This window comes from Shewanella sp. FJAT-52076 (genome assembly GCF_019457455.1).
Lineage (GTDB): Bacteria > Pseudomonadota > Gammaproteobacteria > Enterobacterales > Shewanellaceae > Shewanella > Shewanella zhangzhouensis.
The window spans coordinates 355,357-372,700 of record NZ_CP080415.1; the positions used below are offsets into that span (position 1 = coordinate 355,357).

Here is a 17,344-nt window from a genome sequence, read left to right on the forward strand (position 1 = left end):
TAATTATGCCGTGAGATTCCACTTATGTGGAATTTGATGAGCAACATTCCAGATAGATAGTTATGTGGAAAGTTATTGGCTAGGTATTGGGTGGGAATAATCAGATATTTTCCAGTGTGGAATGTTGTCCTTTGTGTTTTTATAAAATGTTCTGACGGAACAAAGTTATTATTTTTCAGTTGGTTATTGTATTTTCTCTGTGTCGGGACCATGATTTATTGAGAACTAACCGCGAGAGGAAAAAGGATGACTGCTTTTGAATGGGGGATGATTGGGCTCTGGGTGTTTTTCACGCTGGTGTTCGTCTGGAGTTTATACAGTTACAGAGCCAACAAGATGAACTCTAAGGGTGGCAAGGGGGGCGATTAGTGGCTGGAACTTGCATTTTTCAATGTGGGGTTAGTCTGTTTTTAGTAACACTCATTTAAACGTACTGACTTTCACATGTGAAAGTTTTAGAAAGGGGCTGATGATGAAACACCTGAGTAATATTTTCTTTATGCTGGTTTTTGTCATCGGATTAGCAGCGTATGGCAATACCAGTTTTGCTTGGTTTCTGCTTTGTTTGCCCTTAGTCGTGTGGTTCTGGCATGTGCTTGGTTGGTGCGTGCGCTTTCCAAGACTTATGGTGTTCGCATGGTTCGTTCTGCTGTGTTTTCAATGGCCAGCAGCGTTAGGATTGAGCGCTTCTGTGATTATCGTGTTGATGTTCAAGCAGCGGCATAGCATTGCTCGGGAAACGCCAGTGAAGCGTCGGCAACAGAGACAATGCCTTTTGGGAAGCTATGATTATGACTTCCAGACCTTTAGTGACGATTAACTTTCATCACTTCCAGCCATTTTCCCTGCTTCTTCGGGCTGTTTTCCCTTATCCAGCTCCGCCAGTATCAATGATGCATTTTCTCTTGCCGCCGCAACAATATGCTCAGGCTGTTCTTCCAGCATTTGTTTCAGTGTTTTAGCCATAGCGCTCTCCATGAATATTCTGAACAGTTCTGTGAGTGTTTAGAATAAAAATTCTGGCGTTACATGTCACGAATGAACAATGTGACATGTAACGGTTTAGGTTTAGTCATTAAAATTCAATTTGTTACATTCTGGTTTGTGAGTCGATGTTTTAATTCTTTGTTCTCATTCCTGTATTTGCAGCACCGATAAATATCGCTCAATGTGCCCAAAATGGACAATTCCAGCGACGAGGATTGTACTCGGTGAACGGTATGATCGCTCATGACAAATCAAGATGTTATGGGAGATACCAGCATATGAATATCGCATTACTGAACAATCTACTCACGTATGAAGAAGTGTGTTCACTAACCAAACTGTCCCAGCCCACTTTGCGCCGTTATGTCAAAGCAGGCAAGTTTCCTCAGCCTATTAAGCCCAATCCAGAAGGTAAGGCCGTCAGATTTAGAGCGAGTGATGTTCGTCGCTGGATGGCTGAGCTCTAATTGGCGGGAGGTAAGAATGGGATTTCATCTTACAGAGACTCACCTTGAATGTCTGGAAAAAGAAGAACGCCAAGTTGTAGGTGGGTGGATAAAAGTAATCGCCAGAACTCGAAAGCAATCCAAGAAGCATGGGTTTGGTGCGTTAATCCAGTGGCGCAACATGGATGGCGTTTTGCTACAGGACATAGTATTCAACCGGGTATTACATGGTGACCAGTCTCGCTTGATTAGGGACGCCCTGATTGATTCTGGCTATTGGTTAGAGCCCTATCCACAAAGCTGGTCGCGTTTGCTGCGCTATTTGCTGCAAGAGATTCTAAAAGCCCCTGCGGGAATTTGTGTCGATTCAACAGGATGGCATGACAGTGTTTATGTCACTCAGGATTGGTGCGTTGGTACAAACTCAGAACCATACTATTACGCGGGTCAGCTCAATGAGTCGATGCTTAAACGCGCCGGTACTTTATCACAGTGGCAGTCTCAGGTTGGGGCTTTGTGTGTTAGAAATCCGCTGATGATTTTTGTGGTGGGCGTGGCACTGTCTGCACCGCTACTGCATCCCGCCGCAGTAGAGAATGGTATTTTACATTTGGTAGGGCCTTCGTCGACTGGCAAGACATCGCTGCTTGAACTGGCAGCATCTGTCTATAGTGATAGATCTTTCGTCCGCAGTTGGATTTCGACGGCCAATGGCTTGGCTGCTGTTGCCGCTGAACAACACGATATGATGCTGGGGCTTGATGAAATTGGCTTAGCGCGTCCTGAGGATGTTGATATTGCAACTTATCATATTGTCGCCGGTACCAGTAAATTGCGGGCTACAGAGAGTGGGGGATTAGCAAAACCATCCCACTGGCGAACGTTGGCGTTGAGTACTGGTGAAGTATGGTTGTCAGAGGTATTTGAATCGCTTGGCAAACGGCCTAAGGCCGGGCAACAGATTCGTTTGGTTGAAATCCCGGTATTTGGTCAGTTCGGAGCTTTTGATGTATTGCATCGCTTTCAACGTCCACAATTGTTTGTCGATCATGTGAAGTTTCAGACCGGGCAGTACCACGGAAGCTTGTTTCCCGAATGGATGAATCTGCTGACATCAACCTATGAGCTTGCTCATTATACCAAATCAGAGATTCATCGGCTGGTTGATCAATGGCGTACCAGTAGTATGTCTTCCCAAGTGATTCGGGTATTGCAACGCTTTGCTCTGGTCGCTACTGCGCTTGCTTTAGCTTCGCGCAATTATTTGGTGCCTTGGGATGAGGAAGAGTCTATTGATTCTGTGAAGCAAGTCTTGGGTCAGTGGTTAGCAGCTCGTGGCCACGTCATGAACACAGAGGAACATCAGGTCTTGGCCCGCTTAAAAGTCTTGCTGCCAAAATGGGAAAAGGCTCTATCTCCTATCGGTCATCAGAATACTGCTTCATTGATCGGATATTCCAGAGATGTAAATGGCGAGCGGCAATGGCTCATCGATAAAAGCCAGTTTTTGCGCCAGTTGGAAATGCCAGGGCAGTATATGCGCGAGGTAATGCCTTTACTTCAACGAGGATGGCTAACTACCAACGAGCCCGAACGTGCAACGTTAAAGCTTACGGTAAATGGCAGATCGAGACGTTTTTTTGCACTCTTGCCAGACCGAGTTTTTGCGGGGATACAGGAGCTGGAAATTGATGACTAGCACAGTTTATATCCCAGTTTCCCACTTTTCCCAGTTAGTCTTCGGAGGAAAATGTAATGAGTGAACAAACCTTCGTTTTGCCTAGTGAAGAAGTTCGTACTCAAGTGCTCAGTCAATCAGGTCAGTGTGAGCGACTGGTCAGAGAGCCTGACCGTAAGATGATCACTGGCGTCAGTCGCACTCAGTGGTGGATGATGGAACGGCAAGGCTTAGCCCCCCAACGGGTCAGGCTGAGCGCCCATTGTGTGGCTTGGCGGCTTTCAGATCTGCTGTGGTGGATTGAGCAGAGAAAAGCCGCTTGAGTAAAGTTAGAGCCCTGTCCTGTGTAGGGTGGGGCTTTTATATCGTCAATATTTGTTGAAGCCGATGGTAAGCTTCTGAATGTTTCTCTGGGTTCATTTTGGCCAGGTTTTGCATTTTCCAACGAACAGCAGGTAAATGGTCGATTCCTGAAAGCTCCAAAAGAGACCAGTCGGGGGAACGATTTTTGAAAGATAGTAAAAATGATCTTTCTTGAGGCGTCAAAGACGAGTTTATGAGCCTCACCAGCTGCTCGCGAGTTGCTTCGAGTTCCGCTTGGGGAATGTCTTGATCGGCCATATTCCGAAACTCTCCTTCATAAACACCCGAAATGTCCTTGAAGTTTGGTCTAAGTAGTTCGGCAATAGGACGTGGGTGGCTAATAATATAAACCAATAAGGCTTTGCGAAGCTCATCGGTGAGTCCTTCGTTATCAAGTAGTTGCTTGACGTCGAAAAGATCCCTCGGGTGTTGACGATCCAGTGCTGCACAGATTTTCCCCGCGTATAAATCGGCAAAATTCACCACTGGCATCTCTGCAAAACCAAACTCATCTTCAACAGCCCCACTTACTGGCATGACTTGGGGGTCGTAAACCGTACCGCGTAGTACAGGGGAGAGTTCAATTTTGATTTGAACGTTATCTCGCTCCACCAATAAACGCAGAGCATCTGATTTATCCTGGAAGGAGCGGACAACACGAGAATTGTCGATGTTAGCCGTTATCGTGGAGGCCAGGGTATCTAGGTTGCTCTTGATGGTCTGCAGGGCTTCATTCCGTTCCATCATGGGCAGAAAAACTAAGTCGATATCAACCGAAAGTCGAGGAAAGTCACGAACGAACAAATTGATAGCGGTTCCACCTTTGAGAGCGAAACAGTCGTGCTGCGCAACAAAAGGAATAATCCTGAGTAGTAGCTGCACTTGTCGGTAGTAGTGGCTTTGTCTATTCATGTTTTCACATATCCTTAGGCACTGTTATTTGCCAGGTTGGCTCTAGTTTGCCGCCTTTAGCGATCAGTCGTTTACCAGTGCCCAGTGCATACTGTTCTGGTGTGAGGTATTTAAGCCAAGCGTGTTGATGTCTTCCTGCCAGCCAGAGAAAGAGTCGCTTTGCTTTGATACTGCTACAGGCTTTCAGCAAGGAATTCAGCTTACGAGGCGATAGGTTGTGTAATCCTTGCATAAGTTGGTCAGCGTGTTCAAAGCTGATGGTATTGGGCACTATAACTAAAAGCTCCAAAATGGCTTTCTCTGGACAGGAATAATGTAATGAAGGAAGAGATGCTTGCCAGCTATCTTGCCTCAGGTACTGGTTGTCTTGCATTAGCGTCTCTGGCCATAGGCGACGAGTGCCATGCCACTCAAATTGTGCTGGTGCGTCAATTCTTGCCAGCCATCTAGGTAGCATCTCAGCAGAATAGAGGTGAACCTTGGGTTTGTTTCCTTTGGACAGATAATGGCCAAGTCCTTCCAGCTCTAATGCTGTCAGACCTCCAACATGGACAGGGACATCGGCCATGCGTTGCAACGAAGCAACGATTCCTTTCCAGGATAGCTTCGCTTCTTGCCTAGTGTAAACACCGGCTGCGACAGGGATCAGCGTTTGGCTCCGGACTGCATTGTCCAGAAAATGCAGGTTGAGTCCTTGCGTCTCCAGCCATGATTTGGTGGCGATCATATCCAACGGCAGCAGTTTCTGTAGTTGCTGTCTGGCTTCAGTGTTCAGCATAACTGATCCCATTTTGGTTTATAAAAAATAAAATACACGTTGATTATCGACGTAATTTTCAGACTTTTCAAACTAATTTGAATTTTGGGTTTGTAAGTTTGTAATTTCACGTCAATTATTGCCGTGAAAATTGTGATTTAGAAACCGTGTCAAAATTGACAATCTTATTTTCCCCATCGCCATTAACAATTGGAGCCAGCCACTCACCAAGCATGTTGTGAGCCACTTTGCGCTCCTCAAAATAAGCATCTTTGTTATAGATACCATCAGTTCGGTTACCTGGAATTTGGTTAAGGCATCGTTGAGCTATATTGTCAGGAATATTCATCTTACCCATTCGGGTTCTGGCAGTGCCTCTTAGGTCATGCACCCGGCGCTTTTCAAACGAGAAAAAGTTCTGTTCAAACAACTTCTTCAGTGCATGGTTTAAGGTATTCTCGCAGACATGTGGGGTACGTGCCTTTTTGCTTATTCGTCTGGCTGGGAATACCCATTCGCTACCACAACTGCGGATCTTCAGCTCTTCCAACCACAATAGGGCTGCATCACTGAGAGGAATGTCGATTGCGCGACGTTTCTTGGTGCGTTTTTTCGGCAGATGCCACACTCGATTTGGCAAATCAAACTCATGCCATGGTGCGGCCAATAACTCCATTTTCCGAGTACAAGTCGCAATCAACAAAGCACAAGCCAAATAGTTCTCTCGACTGAATTGCGCAGGGATCGCTCTGAGCTTGGTAAAGAACTCAACGACTTCGGTTTCGGTCATAGGGTCGTTTGCAGCTTGTTCCTCCCCACCTGCATCTTTGGGTCGAAAAGGGCTTGCAGGGTTGAACTGAGTAACATCGAGCTTGATGCCATGATCAAAAATGCGCTTGAGCATACGCATTACGTCGTTAGATATGGTTGGTCTTGGTGGTTTATCACCATAACCATTAGCGATATCCCGTAGGATTTCACTGATGTCGAGTGGTCTTATTTTATCTAGCTCGACTTTACCGATACGCCAAGCCACCTCTCGTTCGTAAAGGCTCTTTTCTTTTTCGTGGGTAGCAATTTGTCGCTGGCGGAGCTGATGATAGTCAGCATACAAATCATTCAGTGTTTTAAAGGGATTCTGATTAACTTTCTTGCGTTCTTGGACGGGATCAACTCCTTCACGTTTGATCGCTAACCTCAGCTTGGCGGCCTCATCACGAGCATCGGCCAGTGACCAGTCATCAACTTTACCGATAGTGTACTCGCGCCGAAGCTTAGTTGCTGGTGTGGTGTAGCGCAGCATCCAGTAGGCATCCCCGCGTTTGGGAGTCATCAAATACAGTCCATCGCCATCGGAGTGTCGGACGGATGATTTTTCCTTGATCAGTTTTTTAACGGTTTTGTCATGCAAATTTCCCATTTCTCGACCTCAAAAAATTGGGGAGTACAATCTCGCTAAACAAACTATAGCGAGAAAATACTCCCCAATCTACTACCCATAACTACCCAAACTTAGTAGGTTTACAATGGATGTTATGAGTGTCATTTTTGCATAATTTTATGATTTACAATGGTTTTATGTCCGAATTTGACCACTGGTGAAAGTTACTCTATGTTTTGGATCTGTTCGCGCATTTGCTCTATAAGTACTTTCAGCTCCACCGCGGCTGCGGTGATTTCTGTGCTGATGGACTTGGAGGCGAGGGTGTTCGACTCGCGGTTGAACTCCTGCATCATAAAGTCGAGGCGGCGGCCTTCGCTGCCACCCTTCTTGAGAATGCGGCGAGCCTCGGTAATGTGCGCCTCGAGGCGGTCCATCTCTTCGGCCACGTCGAGTTTTTGTGCCAGCAGCACCATTTCCTGCTCGATACGGGTGCTGTCGAGCTCCCCCTGAATCTCAGCAAGGCGGGACGTGAGCTTTTCACGTTGCCATTCAATCACCTTTGGCATGTGCTCGCGCACAATGGCGATTTGGCCTTCCACGGCGCTGAGACGGCTTTCCAGCATCTCCTTGATGGCGTTGCCTTCGCGGCCTCGGGCTTCCACAAACTGATCCAGTGCCTTATCGAAGGCGCCCAGCAGCTCGGCGCTGATGGCGTCCATGTCCTGCTCGGCGGTGGCAATGACTCCCGGCCAGCGCAAAATGTCGGTCAGGGCGATATCGCCTTGTCCTGCTTCGGCCTTGAGCCAATTGGCCGCGCCCAAGAGCTGACGGGCGAGGTCCTGATTAATGTTCAGTTCGGCGCTTGTGTCGCTGGCAACGTCATAGCGCAGATTGACTTCGACCTTCCCTCTGCTAAGGCGCTTTCTCAATCGTTCACGCAGGGCTGGCTCGAGGCTGCGCAGCTGCTCTGGCAGACGCAGGTAGGTTTCCAGATAGCGCTGATTCACTGAGCGGATTTCAAAAGAGGCATTGCCCCAGGCGGCTTTATGCTCGATACGGGCATAGGCGGTCATGCTGTGGATCATAGGGATTCCGGCTGATTTTCGGCTAAGTCTGGACGTCATTATAACCACAAGCCAGGCCAGCGTCATGGCCCTGAACGTGAGCAAAATCTGCTAATGACTGTTTACAACCCACGGAGTGTATTCAAAATCCACCGTGGCAACTCGCTCTGCATAGCCCTATAATAGGCAGCCAAATTATTGCGAAGTTCATACGTCACAGGAATCGCCATGCGTCCAGGTAATCGTACCCCGGCTCAGACCCGCCCCATCAGCATCACCCGTAACTTTACTGCCCACGCCGAAGGCTCTGTGTTGGTGGAGTTTGGCGAAACCAAGGTGCTGTGTACCGCCAGTTTCACCGAGGGTGTACCACGCTTCCTTAAGGGCAGTGGTCAGGGTTGGTTGACTGCCGAATACGGCATGCTGCCACGTTCTACCCACAGCCGTATGGACCGCGAAGCCGCCCGTGGCAAACAGTCTGGCCGTACCCAGGAAATCCAGCGTCTGATTGGCCGTGCACTGCGCGCCGCCGTGGATCTGAAGCAGCTGGGCGAAAACACCATAGTGGTGGACTGTGACGTTATTCAGGCCGATGGTGGCACCCGCACCGCGGCTATCACTGGTGCCTGTGTGGCGCTGGTGGATGCGCTGAACTGGGCCCGCGGCAAGGGGCTGGTGAAAGCCAATCCGCTGAAGTTTTTGATTGCCGCCGTGAGCGTGGGTATTCACAACGGCGAAGCCATCTGTGACCTCGAGTATGTGGAAGACAGCGCCGCCGAGACCGACATGAACGTGGTGATGACTGAAACCGGCAAGATTATCGAAGTTCAGGGCACCGCGGAGGGTGAGCCCTTCACCCACGAAGAGTTGCTGACCATGCTGGAGCTGGCCAAGCACGGTATCCGTGAAATCATCGATACCCAGAAAGCGGCTCTGAACTGATTACAGAATTGATTTTTTAAAGGCTCCGAGAGGGGCCTTTTTACCACCCTACACCTTGTAAAATTGGCGGCTTGGGCTGCCAGACACATGATAGAGGAAAGACAGTGAAAGCCTATCAGCGCGAGTTTATTGAGTTTGCTCTCGAGCGTAATGTACTGAGATTCGGTGAGTTTACTCTCAAGTCCGGCCGTAAGAGCCCTTACTTCTTCAACGCCGGTTTGTTCAATACCGGTCGCGATCTGGCCCGTCTGGGCCGTTTTTATGCCGCCGCGCTGGTGGATGCGGGTATCGATTACGATTTGCTGTTTGGCCCGGCTTATAAGGGCATTCCCATTGCCACGACTACGGCGGTAGCACTGGCCGAACACCACGATATCGACATGCCTTATTGCTTTAACCGTAAAGAGAAAAAAGACCACGGCGAAGGCGGCAACCTGGTGGGCAGTGACCTCAAGGGGAAGGTGATGCTGGTGGATGACGTGATCACCGCAGGTACTGCCATTCGTGAATCGATGGAAATCATTCAGGCCAATGGTGCCGAACTGGCCGGGGTGTTGATTGCACTGGACCGTCAGGAAAAGGGCAAGGGCGAACTCTCTGCCATTCAGGAAGTGGAGCGTGACTTTGGCTGCGGCATAGTGGCTATCATCAAGCTGGAAGACCTGATTGCCTTCCTCGCCGAGAAGCCAGGCATGGAAGAGGTGCTGAGCTCGGTGCGTGCTTACCGCGAGCAATACGGCATCTGAGCCGTTATCTTCAGGTAATAAAAAACGCCGCTGATTGCGGCGTTTTTTATTGGAAACACGATAAGGTTTTAGCGGGGCTGATGTAAAAATTCCGCCCGGGTGGCCGGGTTGGACTTAAAGATACCGCCCAGCGCTGTGGTGGTGGTGGAGCTGGTGGCGTCCATCACACCGCGGGATTTTACGCAGTAATGTACGGCATCGATTTTCACGGCCACGTCTTTGGTTTCCAGCAATGCCTGCAAGGCCACCAGAATTTGCTGGGTCAGGCGTTCCTGTACCTGTGGGCGCTGGGCAAAGAAGCGCACAATACGATTGATTTTGGACAGGCCGATGATTTTCTTGCGTGGCAGATAGGCCACGGTGGCGGTGCCATCTATGGTGACCAAATGATGCTCACAGGTACTGGTCAGGCTGATGTCCTGTACCCGCACCATTTCATCCACGCCCATCTTGTTGTCGATGACAGTGATTTTGGGGAAGTTTTCGTAGTCGAGACCCGAAAAGATTTCATCCACATACATTTTGGCGATGCGACGTGGGGTATCGGCGAGGCTGTCGTCGGTTAAATCCAGTGACATCAGGCCAAGAATTGCCCGCATGTGCTCTTCGATTCGCTCTTTGCGCTCCTCTCTGGTGAGTCCGCAAGGAACCATGGGTGTTTCCAGTCCCCGCTCTAAAAGTGCGGCCTGAACCTTTTGTGCTGCTTCACTGAGTGCCATTTTTACCTCCAACCACATCTTCGGCCTTGGCCGCTGCGGCAAAATACCAGAGCAATTACCTGGGGCTTTGCGCGAGTGCGGGAGAATACCGTTATTTGATGCAAATTCATACTGAAATTGTAGGTGTTCGCTGCACCCACCACCGGACGGAACCTGTGTGGCGGGCCAGGGTGGGTTAGCTTTGTAACAGTTGCTTTTGAATAAAGCCCCACTGCTCATCGAAGTGCTCGGTGGGCTTTTGTTTGAATTCGCTGCGAATGTACTGGGCGATTCTGCCCTCTGCCACGGCGAGCAGCAGGTTGGCCAGCATGGCTTCGTCGAGCTCAAAGCCCTTGCCCTCGCGGAGGGTTTTCTCCCGCAATATCTGTTTGAGGTGGGTTTCAATCTTGGCAAACAGGGCGCCGACACGGCTGCGCAAACGCTCGTTTTCGCCAAGCAGGGCATCACCGTTCAGTACCCGGGAAATGCCGGGGTTACGTTCGGCAAACAGCAGCAACAGCTGCAGGACCAGTTGGCAGCGTCGCATGGTGTCTTTCTCGTCATCCATGATGAGATTGATGCGCGACAGCAATGAGTCTTCGATAAATTCGATCAGGCCCTCGAACATGCGGGCCTTACTGGGGAAATGGCGATACAGCGCCGCCTCTGACACTCCGACTTCGGCGGCCAGTTTGGCGGTGGTAATACGTTGTCCCGGATTGGTTTCCAGCATCTGCGCCAGGCACTGGAGAATATGTTCGCGGCGGCTGATTTTTTCTTTGGCGGCCATTGAGATTCCTTCACACAAAATGCAAACGTTAGCGGGTGCCTGAATGGCCAAAACCACCTTCGCCGCGCATTGAGGTGTCGAACTCGTCCACCAGTTTAAATTCAGCCTGCACCACAGGAACAAACACCAGCTGTGCCAGGCGGTCGCCGATTTGCAGGGTGTAGGGCTCTTTGCCACGGTTCCAGCAGGACACCATCAGCGGACCCTGATAGTCAGAGTCAATCAGCCCAACCAGGTTGCCCAGCACTATGCCATGCTTGTGGCCCATACCGGAGCGGGGCAGGATCACGGCCGCCAGGCTGGGGTCGCCCACATGCACGGCGATACCGGTGGGTATTAGCACGGTTTCGCCGGGGGCTATGGTCAGCTCGGTATCCAACATGGCTCTGAGGTCCATACCGGCACTGCCTGGGGTGGCATAGGCCGGCAGTGGGAATTCCGAGCCTATGCGGGAGTCGAGAATTTTCAGTTCGATCGGTGTTTTCATTTTTTGGTTATTTTTGTCGATATCAGCGAAAGCAGTTGGTATGCCAGCGACAGCTTATCGGTTGCCGGCAAATCCTGGTTGCCCTGGGGCCAGAAGACGCGCAGAGCATTGGTATCCGAATTAAACCCCTGACCCGGCACAGACACATCGTTGGCCGCGATCATATCGAGATTTTTGCGTTTGAGCTTATCTCGGGCGTAGGTTTCTACGTCGTGGGTTTCGGCGGCAAATCCCACCGTAAAGGGTCGCGCCTCCAGGGCGGCAACCGTGGCTAAGATATCAGGATTGCGCACCAGCGCAAGCTGCATGGTTTCGCTGCTCTTTTTAATTTTACCGGCAGCAACATCGGCAACCCGATAGTCGGCGACAGCGGCGCAACCAATAAAGATATCTTGCTGGTCAATATGTTGCATTACAGCAGCCAACATTTGTTCGGCCGAGTCCACATCGATGCGGCTTACGCCTTTGGGTGTGGCAAGTGTCACAGGACCTGACACCAGAGTCACTTCTGCGCCCATGGCTACAGCGGCCTCGGCCAGAGCAAAGCCCATTTTGCCGGAGCTGTGGTTGGAGATATAACGCACAGGATCTATGGCTTCGCGGGTGGGGCCGGCGGTCAGCATCAGCCTGACGCCGTGAAGGGCGCTGCTTGCCTGGGCCTTTTGAGCAAAAAACTGTTCTGCCAGAGTGCGGATTTCCAGCGGCTCCAGCATACGGCCTGCACCGACTTCACCGCAGGCCTGACTGCCGCTGCCGGGGCCCCAAATCTGCATGCCACGTTGCTGTAGCGTGTTTAAATTGGCCTGGGTCGCCGGGTTGGCGTACATCTGCTGGTTCATTGCCGGGCAAATGGCGATGGGCGCCGAGGTGGCAAGGCAGGTAGTAGTGATCAGCTCATCCGCCATGCCTATGCTCATGCGGGCAATCAGGTTGGCGGTGGCTGGGGCCAGAATAATCAGCTCTGCCCAGCGGGCCAGTTCAATGTGACCCATGGCGGCTTCGGCGGCGGGGTCGAGCAAATCCATGCTGACCGGATAGCCGCTGAGGGCTTGCAGTGTCAGCGGCGTGATAAATTCGCAGGCGCTCTGGCTCATCACCACGCGCACATCGGCGCCTTGTTCTTTCAAACGGCGCACCAAGTCGGCACTCTTGTAGGCAGCAATGCCGCCACCAATCCCCAGCAGGATTTTTCGATTATTCAGGCTCACACGCAGATCCCGACTAAAATTAACTGGCGCTAACCATACCATAGACGCCGCCTCAAGAGTGAGCGGCCAAAGTCAAAAACTTAGCATGCAAGTGGTTCCCAAAGACGGGACGCGGGAGGCAAGGGATGGCAATTCGGGACTGGCCTGAGGGAGAGGGGCCCCGTGAAAAATTATTGCAGCGGGGCGCAGCTCAATTATCGGATGCAGAATTACTGGCTGTGCTGCTGCGAAACGGGGTTTGTGGCCAAAATGCAGTGGACCTGGCAAGGCAACTTATCGGTGAATTTGGTGGATTACGACCTTTATTCAGTGCAACTAAGCAGCAGGTGTGTCGACTCCAGGGCCTGGGTCCGGTAAAATACGCCCAGCTTCAGGCTTCTGCTGAGCTTGCCAGGCGACTGGCGGGTGAATCTTTGCAGCGGGGTGCCGTGCTGACAAGTCCGGATTTGACCCGGGATTACCTGAGATTTCAGTTGGCGGACAGGGCCTATGAGGTATTTGCCGTCTTGCTGCTCGACAGCCAACACAGGGTCATCCAGTTTGTCGAATTGTTTCGAGGCACCATAGATGCAGCGTCGGTATATCCCCGAGAGCTGGTGTCGCTGGTGTTGGAAAAGCGGGCGGCAGCGGTCATTGTCTGCCATAACCATCCGTCTGGGGTAGCTGAACCCAGCCAAGCCGACAGACGGATCACTGAAAGATTGAAAAATGCCTTGGCAACCATAGATGTATCCTTACTGGATCACATGGTTGTAGGGGACCGGGAGATAGTCTCCTTTGCCGAGCGAGGGTGGATTGGATGATCTTTACTTGATCTCCCATGGCCTTTCGTGTATAAAATGCGCCCTCTTTGTGCCTCGGGCGACGGCCATACGAGGTACATTAATGCTCGAGCGTTAAAAACTGTTTGGAGAAGATTGACATGTCAAGAGTATGCCAAGTTACTGGCAAGCGACCAATGGTTGGTAACAACCGTTCGCACGCAAAGAACGCGACCCGTCGTCGCTTTTTACCTAACCTGCAGAACCACCGTTTCTGGTTGGAAACTGAAAAGCGCTTCGTACAGCTGCGTGTTTCCACTAAAGGTATGCGTATCATCGATAAGAAAGGTATCGAAGTAGTTGTTGCTGAACTTCGTGCCCGTGGCGAGAAGGTGTAATAGAAAATGGCTAAAGCTAAAGGCAATCGCGAAAAGATCAAGCTGGTTTCAAGCGCTAAAACTGGTCACTTCTACACCACTGACAAGAACAAGCGTAACATGCCAGAAAAGATGGAGATCAAGAAGTTTGATCCTGTGATCCGTCAGCACGTTATCTACAAAGAAGCCAAAATCAAGTAATTTACTTGGTCAAGCTTTTGAAAACCCCGGCCTTTGTGCCGGGGTTTTTTATTGCCCGGATTTCAGGTGAATCCGCGATTTGTGTGCTTTAATGTACTGATGTGCATTTAGATGAACACTTTGGCATTGTTATGCGGTTGCCGTACCGTTTCATTAATATGAAACATGGGTTTGGTAAAAATAAATGCTTTAAATGTGAATTTAAATTCAATAAAATTGCGCAAGAATTCAACTTGGCGCAGTGTGTGCTGCGTCGGTGACTGTGAGGACAAAACAGCCCGTGCGAACTACCGAATTGGTTGACGGTTTTCGTCATTCCGCCCCTTATGTAAACGCTCACCGCGGCAAGACGTTTGTAGTCATGCTGGGCGGCGAAGCCATGGTACAACCCCAATTTCGCGCCATCATCAACGATGTGGCCTTGCTGCACAGTTTGGGGATCCGTATCGTGCTGGTTTACGGTGCCAGACCGCAGATTGATGCGGCGCTTGAGCTGCATGGTATTGCACCTGCCTACCACAACGGGGTACGTATCACCGATGAAGATACCCTGAAGGTGATTAAGCAGGTCGCCGGTGCGCTCCAATTCGACATTACTGCACGGCTTTCCATGAGTCTGTCCAATACCCCCATGCAGGGCACGCAGCTGAACGTTGTCAGCGGCAACTTTGTGATTGCCCAGCCGCTGGGCGTGGAAGATGGGGTGGATTTTTGCCTGTCTGGCCGGGTGCGTCGTATCGATGTGAGTGGGCTTAAGCATCAACTCGACAGCCGGGGAATTGTACTGATGGGGCCGATTGCCGCCTCGGTTACCGGTGAGAGTTTCAACCTGACGGCCGAGGAAGTGGCCACTCAGGTTGCGGTGAAGCTCAAAGCGGACAAGATGATAGGGTTCAGCTCGCAAAACGGTATTCTGGGTCGTGACGGCGATGTAATTGCCGAGCTGATGCCAAACGATGCCCAGAAAATTTTCTCCAAGATGCAGGAAGGCGGTCAGGCCTGTGTGGGAACCCTGGCATTTTTGAAGGCGAGCATCGATGCCTGCCGTAATGGGGTGCCACGTTGCCACCTGGTGAGCTATCTCGAAGATGGCGCCTTGTTGCAAGAGCTGTTCTCCCGCGACGGTATTGGTACTCAAATCGTAACCGAAAGCGCCGAGCGCCTGCGCCGCGCCTCAATTGCCGACATTGGTGGCATTCTTAACCTGATCCGCCCCATGGAAGAGCAGGGCATTCTGGTGCGCCGTTCCCGCGAACAGCTTGAGATGGAAATCGAGCAGTTTATGGTCATTGAACGGGATGGTCTGGTGATAGGCTGCGCCGCGCTGTATCCCTTTGAAGAAGACAATGCCGGTGAGTTTGCCTGCCTGGTGGTACATCCGGATTACCGCGATGCCGACCGGGGTAGTTTGCTTTTGAAAAACATCATAGGCCAGGCAAGAGTGAGGGGCTACGCACGCCTGTTTGCACTGACTACCCGCAGTATTCACTGGTTTCTGGAGCACGGCTTTGAGTTGGTTGAGGTCGAAGCCTTACCGACCAAGAAAAAGCAGCTCTACAACTACCAGCGCCGCTCAAAAATTCTCGCATTGGATCTGCAATAATCCATCCTGCCGAAACAACCAGCCACATGGCTGGTTGTTTGTTTATGGCTGCTGCTATTTTGTCATTTTATGTTTAATGTTCTTGACATATTATGTCTTTCGCGCAACCTTGGGCGAACTGATGAGAGTTGGGGCAGATTGATGACAACACAAAGTTTTTTACTCACGCCGCTTGCCGGCAGCGCACTCTGGGGGGCGATGGGCTTGCTGATGGGTGTGATACTGATAGGCATTTTTGCTCGGCGTAAACCCATGACCAAAACAGCCAGCGCCGTTGCCACGGGCATTATTCTTGCTGTGGTGGGCCTGTTGGGATGGATTTTCATTGGTGCCTTATCACCCGAAGCCCGCCTAGAGCAGGATAGGTTGGTGCTGGACTTGCCCGCTTACAGCCGCACCATTCCTGTATCGTCATTACAGCTTGATGACGCTCGCTTGGTGGCAACATCAGCCGCCGATGCGCCCAAACTTGGGTTTCGCACCAATGGTGTGGGAATGCCGGGATACAATCTCGGTTGGTTTCGCCTTAAGGGGGATGACGCCAAGGCGCTGGTGTCTGTGACAGGTGACGATCCCTTACTGGTTATCCCGGTGGATGAGGGGTATACCCTTGTGCTCAGCACACCAGACGGAGAAGCCTTGTTGGCCGCCCTGCATAGCGAAAAAGAACGCTGAGAATAAATATACTGAGGAATGCTGAGAAGATGCGCTGGCCAAACGGGTCAGCAGTCAGGACTCATCAAGACGGTATCAATCCTTCCAAGAGAAAGAGAGAGTCTTGAGACTAAAAAGCCCGGGTGTGTGCCCGGGCTTCTTTCTTATACAGGCTGCTCTGCCTTACGACGCAGCTGTCAGGGGCGCTGGTATCAACCGCGGCGCCTGAGCATATCCAGCGTAAATACCGCCAGTGCTGTCCAGATAAAACCGAAGGTGACGCTCTTTTCCACGCCAAAGGGCTCGCCATAGAGGCTGACCGCGAGTATGAACATAATGCTGGGGCCGATATATTGAAAAAAGCCCAGCATGGATAAGGGAATACGCACCGCAGCCCCTGCAAAGCAGAGCAGCGGCGCTGTAGTTACAATTCCGGCGGCGACGAGCAGCAGATTGAGCTGCCAGTTATTGCTTAGCATGCTGTGCTCTGCACTGCCAAGCGTCAACAACAAATAACCCAGGGCAACGGGCATCAAGATGGCGGTTTCTACCAAAAGTCCGGTTTTCGCGTCCACCTTGACCTTTTTTCGCAGCAGCCCATAAATGCCAAAAGAGCCTGCCAGCGCCAGCGATACCACAGGAATAGAACCGAACGATATCACCTGCACCGCCACGCCAACGGTGGCGAGAAACACGGCAAACCACTGTAATGGCCTGAGTCTCTCTCCCAGAAACACCATCCCCAAGAGGACATTGAGCAGCGGATTAATGTAATAACCCAGGCTGGCATCCAGCATATGGTCGTTATTGACCGCCCAGATGAAGAGCAGCCAATTACCTGCAATCAAAATCGATGTAACCAGCAACACCAACAGCTGTTTGGGGGCCTTCAGCAGTTGGCGCAGCTTGCCAAAGCCGCCGATGAATACCATCAGCAACGCGGTAAACACAAACGACCAGATAACCCGGTGAAGCAGGATGTCGGTGGCAGAAATCTGCTCCAATAGTTTGAAATATAAAGGTGCGAAGCCCCACATGGTGTACGCGCCAATGGCGAGTAATATGCCCTTGCGGTATTCGTGGTCGGTGTTCATTCAGGCGTTCTCTGGCTGGTTGGCAACTGCCGGGCTGCGAATTGTACGTGGCTGGCATTGTTGTCTCAAGCGATACAAATAATCCCATACGGTATCGTCTGGCAAGCTGTAACCACAGTTTGGCAAGCTTTCGTGGCATTGTGTTGGGTGGGCTACTCTGCTGCCCTTTAGGACGATTGCGACAAGACACAG

General features: G+C 51.0%; 21 protein-coding genes. 11 read left to right on the forward strand and 10 right to left on the reverse strand.

Annotated elements, in window-relative coordinates; all coding sequences use genetic code 11:
* Nucleotides 1-472 precede the first annotated feature (472 nt).
* Nucleotides 473-820, forward strand: a complete 348-nt coding sequence (locus K0H79_RS01590) for a hypothetical protein (protein WP_258405453.1) — start codon at nt 473-475, stop codon at nt 818-820.
* On the opposite strand, the gene K0H79_RS01595 is transcribed toward K0H79_RS01590, so the two are convergent.
* The gene (locus tag K0H79_RS01595) at nt 817-966 is read right to left on the reverse strand and encodes a hypothetical protein (protein ID WP_162892195.1); all 150 of its coding nucleotides are present in this window, start codon (nt 964-966) and stop codon (nt 817-819) included. The two genes, K0H79_RS01590 and K0H79_RS01595, sit on opposite strands and share 4 nt — an antisense overlap.
* Before the next feature lie 299 nt (nt 967-1,265).
* On the opposite strand from K0H79_RS01595, the gene K0H79_RS01600 reads away from it, so the two are divergent.
* The 3 genes from K0H79_RS01600 to K0H79_RS01610 are packed head-to-tail and all read left to right on the forward strand — an operon-like array spanning nt 1,266 to nt 3,434.
* Nucleotides 1,266-1,454, forward strand: coding sequence for an AlpA family transcriptional regulator (locus K0H79_RS01600; protein ID WP_041416689.1), 189 nt, complete (start codon nt 1,266-1,268; stop codon nt 1,452-1,454).
* A 16-nt stretch (nt 1,455-1,470) separates the two neighbouring features.
* Complete coding sequence (locus K0H79_RS01605; protein ID WP_220077089.1) at nt 1,471-3,132, forward strand: DUF927 domain-containing protein; 1,662 nt, start codon at nt 1,471-1,473, stop codon at nt 3,130-3,132.
* Between the two features lie 56 nt (nt 3,133-3,188).
* Nucleotides 3,189-3,434: an AlpA family transcriptional regulator gene (locus K0H79_RS01610; protein ID WP_029550504.1), complete on the forward strand. Its 246-nt coding sequence runs from the start codon at nt 3,189-3,191 to the stop codon at nt 3,432-3,434.
* 37 nt (nt 3,435-3,471) lie between these two features.
* Here K0H79_RS01610 and K0H79_RS01615 read toward each other — a convergent pair whose 3' ends face one another.
* From K0H79_RS01615 to K0H79_RS01630, 4 genes are all read right to left on the reverse strand, one after another.
* Complete coding sequence (locus K0H79_RS01615) at nt 3,472-4,386, reverse strand: nucleotidyl transferase AbiEii/AbiGii toxin family protein (protein WP_220077090.1); 915 nt, start codon at nt 4,384-4,386, stop codon at nt 3,472-3,474.
* Between the two features lie 4 nt (nt 4,387-4,390).
* Nucleotides 4,391-5,164 carry a type IV toxin-antitoxin system AbiEi family antitoxin gene (locus tag K0H79_RS01620; RefSeq protein ID WP_258405454.1) on the reverse strand — a complete coding sequence of 258 codons (774 nt, stop codon included), beginning with the start codon at nt 5,162-5,164 and terminating at the stop codon, nt 4,391-4,393.
* A 115-nt stretch (nt 5,165-5,279) separates the two neighbouring features.
* Nucleotides 5,280-6,563: a site-specific integrase gene (locus K0H79_RS01625; protein WP_046127238.1), complete on the reverse strand. Its 1,284-nt coding sequence runs from the start codon at nt 6,561-6,563 to the stop codon at nt 5,280-5,282.
* Between the two features lie 185 nt (nt 6,564-6,748).
* Entirely contained in the window at nt 6,749-7,612 is an 864-nt protein-coding gene (locus K0H79_RS01630) for a YicC/YloC family endoribonuclease (protein ID WP_220077092.1), read from the reverse strand.
* Nucleotides 7,613-7,819: 207 nt separating this feature from the next.
* Between K0H79_RS01630 and rph the strand changes: the two genes are divergently transcribed.
* Nucleotides 7,820-8,533, forward strand: coding sequence for a ribonuclease PH (gene rph / locus K0H79_RS01635; protein WP_011758441.1), 714 nt, complete (start codon nt 7,820-7,822; stop codon nt 8,531-8,533).
* Nucleotides 8,534-8,637: 104 nt separating this feature from the next.
* A complete protein-coding gene (gene pyrE, locus K0H79_RS01640) occupies nt 8,638-9,279 on the forward strand; it encodes an orotate phosphoribosyltransferase (RefSeq protein WP_220077093.1) in 642 nt (213 codons plus the stop codon).
* Between the two features lie 68 nt (nt 9,280-9,347).
* Here pyrE and folE read toward each other — a convergent pair whose 3' ends face one another.
* The 4 genes from folE to coaBC form a co-directional block, all read right to left on the reverse strand.
* The gene (gene folE / locus K0H79_RS01645; RefSeq protein ID WP_220066444.1) at nt 9,348-9,998 is read right to left on the reverse strand and encodes a GTP cyclohydrolase I FolE; all 651 of its coding nucleotides are present in this window, start codon (nt 9,996-9,998) and stop codon (nt 9,348-9,350) included.
* Nucleotides 9,999-10,173: 175 nt separating this feature from the next.
* A complete protein-coding gene (slmA, locus tag K0H79_RS01650) occupies nt 10,174-10,767 on the reverse strand; it encodes a nucleoid occlusion factor SlmA (protein WP_220066445.1) in 594 nt (197 codons plus the stop codon).
* Between the two features lie 28 nt (nt 10,768-10,795).
* A complete protein-coding gene (gene dut, locus K0H79_RS01655) occupies nt 10,796-11,254 on the reverse strand; it encodes a dUTP diphosphatase (RefSeq protein WP_220066446.1) in 459 nt (152 codons plus the stop codon).
* Entirely contained in the window at nt 11,251-12,504 is a 1,254-nt protein-coding gene (gene coaBC / locus K0H79_RS01660; protein ID WP_408733363.1) for a bifunctional phosphopantothenoylcysteine decarboxylase/phosphopantothenate--cysteine ligase CoaBC, read from the reverse strand. The genes dut and coaBC overlap by 4 nt, the downstream gene beginning before the upstream one ends.
* A gap of 83 nt (nt 12,505-12,587) precedes the next feature.
* Between coaBC and radC the strand changes: the two genes are divergently transcribed.
* From radC to K0H79_RS01685, 5 genes are all read left to right on the forward strand, one after another.
* Entirely contained in the window at nt 12,588-13,265 is a 678-nt protein-coding gene (gene radC / locus K0H79_RS01665) for a DNA repair protein RadC (protein ID WP_220066448.1), read from the forward strand.
* 119 nt (nt 13,266-13,384) lie between these two features.
* Complete coding sequence (gene rpmB, locus K0H79_RS01670; protein WP_011758449.1) at nt 13,385-13,621, forward strand: 50S ribosomal protein L28; 237 nt, start codon at nt 13,385-13,387, stop codon at nt 13,619-13,621.
* Between the two features lie 6 nt (nt 13,622-13,627).
* Nucleotides 13,628-13,801, forward strand: coding sequence for a 50S ribosomal protein L33 (gene rpmG, locus K0H79_RS01675; RefSeq protein ID WP_011758450.1), 174 nt, complete (start codon nt 13,628-13,630; stop codon nt 13,799-13,801).
* Nucleotides 13,802-14,081: 280 nt separating this feature from the next.
* Nucleotides 14,082-15,404: an amino-acid N-acetyltransferase gene (gene argA / locus K0H79_RS01680; protein WP_220066449.1), complete on the forward strand. Its 1,323-nt coding sequence runs from the start codon at nt 14,082-14,084 to the stop codon at nt 15,402-15,404.
* 141 nt (nt 15,405-15,545) lie between these two features.
* A complete protein-coding gene (locus tag K0H79_RS01685) occupies nt 15,546-16,079 on the forward strand; it encodes a type VII secretion protein EccB (RefSeq protein WP_220077095.1) in 534 nt (177 codons plus the stop codon).
* 191 nt (nt 16,080-16,270) lie between these two features.
* Here the strand turns inward: K0H79_RS01685 and rarD are convergent, their stop codons facing one another.
* A complete protein-coding gene (rarD, locus tag K0H79_RS01690; protein WP_220066451.1) occupies nt 16,271-17,152 on the reverse strand; it encodes an EamA family transporter RarD in 882 nt (293 codons plus the stop codon).
* Nucleotides 17,153-17,344 lie beyond the last annotated feature (192 nt).

Bases quoted from the DNA above. Each gene is read 5' to 3' on its own strand.
- K0H79_RS01590 (WP_258405453.1), top strand. From the start codon at position 473: ATGAAACACCTGAGTAATATTTTCTTTATGCTGGTTTTTGTCATCGGA.
- K0H79_RS01595 (WP_162892195.1), bottom strand. From the start codon at position 966: ATGGCTAAAACACTGAAACAAATGCTGGAAGAACAGCCTGAGCATATT.
- K0H79_RS01600 (WP_041416689.1), top strand. From the start codon at position 1,266: ATGAATATCGCATTACTGAACAATCTACTCACGTATGAAGAAGTGTGT.
- K0H79_RS01605 (WP_220077089.1), top strand. From the start codon at position 1,471: ATGGGATTTCATCTTACAGAGACTCACCTTGAATGTCTGGAAAAAGAA.
- K0H79_RS01610 (WP_029550504.1), top strand. From the start codon at position 3,189: ATGAGTGAACAAACCTTCGTTTTGCCTAGTGAAGAAGTTCGTACTCAA.
- K0H79_RS01615 (WP_220077090.1), bottom strand. From the start codon at position 4,386: ATGAATAGACAAAGCCACTACTACCGACAAGTGCAGCTACTACTCAGG.
- K0H79_RS01620 (WP_258405454.1), bottom strand. From the start codon at position 5,164: ATGCTGAACACTGAAGCCAGACAGCAACTACAGAAACTGCTGCCGTTG.
- K0H79_RS01625 (WP_046127238.1), bottom strand. From the start codon at position 6,563: ATGGGAAATTTGCATGACAAAACCGTTAAAAAACTGATCAAGGAAAAA.
- K0H79_RS01630 (WP_220077092.1), bottom strand. From the start codon at position 7,612: ATGATCCACAGCATGACCGCCTATGCCCGTATCGAGCATAAAGCCGCC.
- rph (WP_011758441.1), top strand. From the start codon at position 7,820: ATGCGTCCAGGTAATCGTACCCCGGCTCAGACCCGCCCCATCAGCATC.
- folE (WP_220066444.1), bottom strand. From the start codon at position 9,998: ATGGCACTCAGTGAAGCAGCACAAAAGGTTCAGGCCGCACTTTTAGAG.
- slmA (WP_220066445.1), bottom strand. From the start codon at position 10,767: ATGGCCGCCAAAGAAAAAATCAGCCGCCGCGAACATATTCTCCAGTGC.
- dut (WP_220066446.1), bottom strand. From the start codon at position 11,254: ATGAAAACACCGATCGAACTGAAAATTCTCGACTCCCGCATAGGCTCG.
- coaBC (WP_408733363.1), bottom strand. From the start codon at position 12,504: ATGGTATGGTTAGCGCCAGTTAATTTTAGTCGGGATCTGCGTGTGAGC.
- radC (WP_220066448.1), top strand. From the start codon at position 12,588: ATGGCAATTCGGGACTGGCCTGAGGGAGAGGGGCCCCGTGAAAAATTA.
- rpmB (WP_011758449.1), top strand. From the start codon at position 13,385: ATGTCAAGAGTATGCCAAGTTACTGGCAAGCGACCAATGGTTGGTAAC.
- rpmG (WP_011758450.1), top strand. From the start codon at position 13,628: ATGGCTAAAGCTAAAGGCAATCGCGAAAAGATCAAGCTGGTTTCAAGC.
- K0H79_RS01685 (WP_220077095.1), top strand. From the start codon at position 15,546: ATGACAACACAAAGTTTTTTACTCACGCCGCTTGCCGGCAGCGCACTC.
- rarD (WP_220066451.1), bottom strand. From the start codon at position 17,152: ATGAACACCGACCACGAATACCGCAAGGGCATATTACTCGCCATTGGC.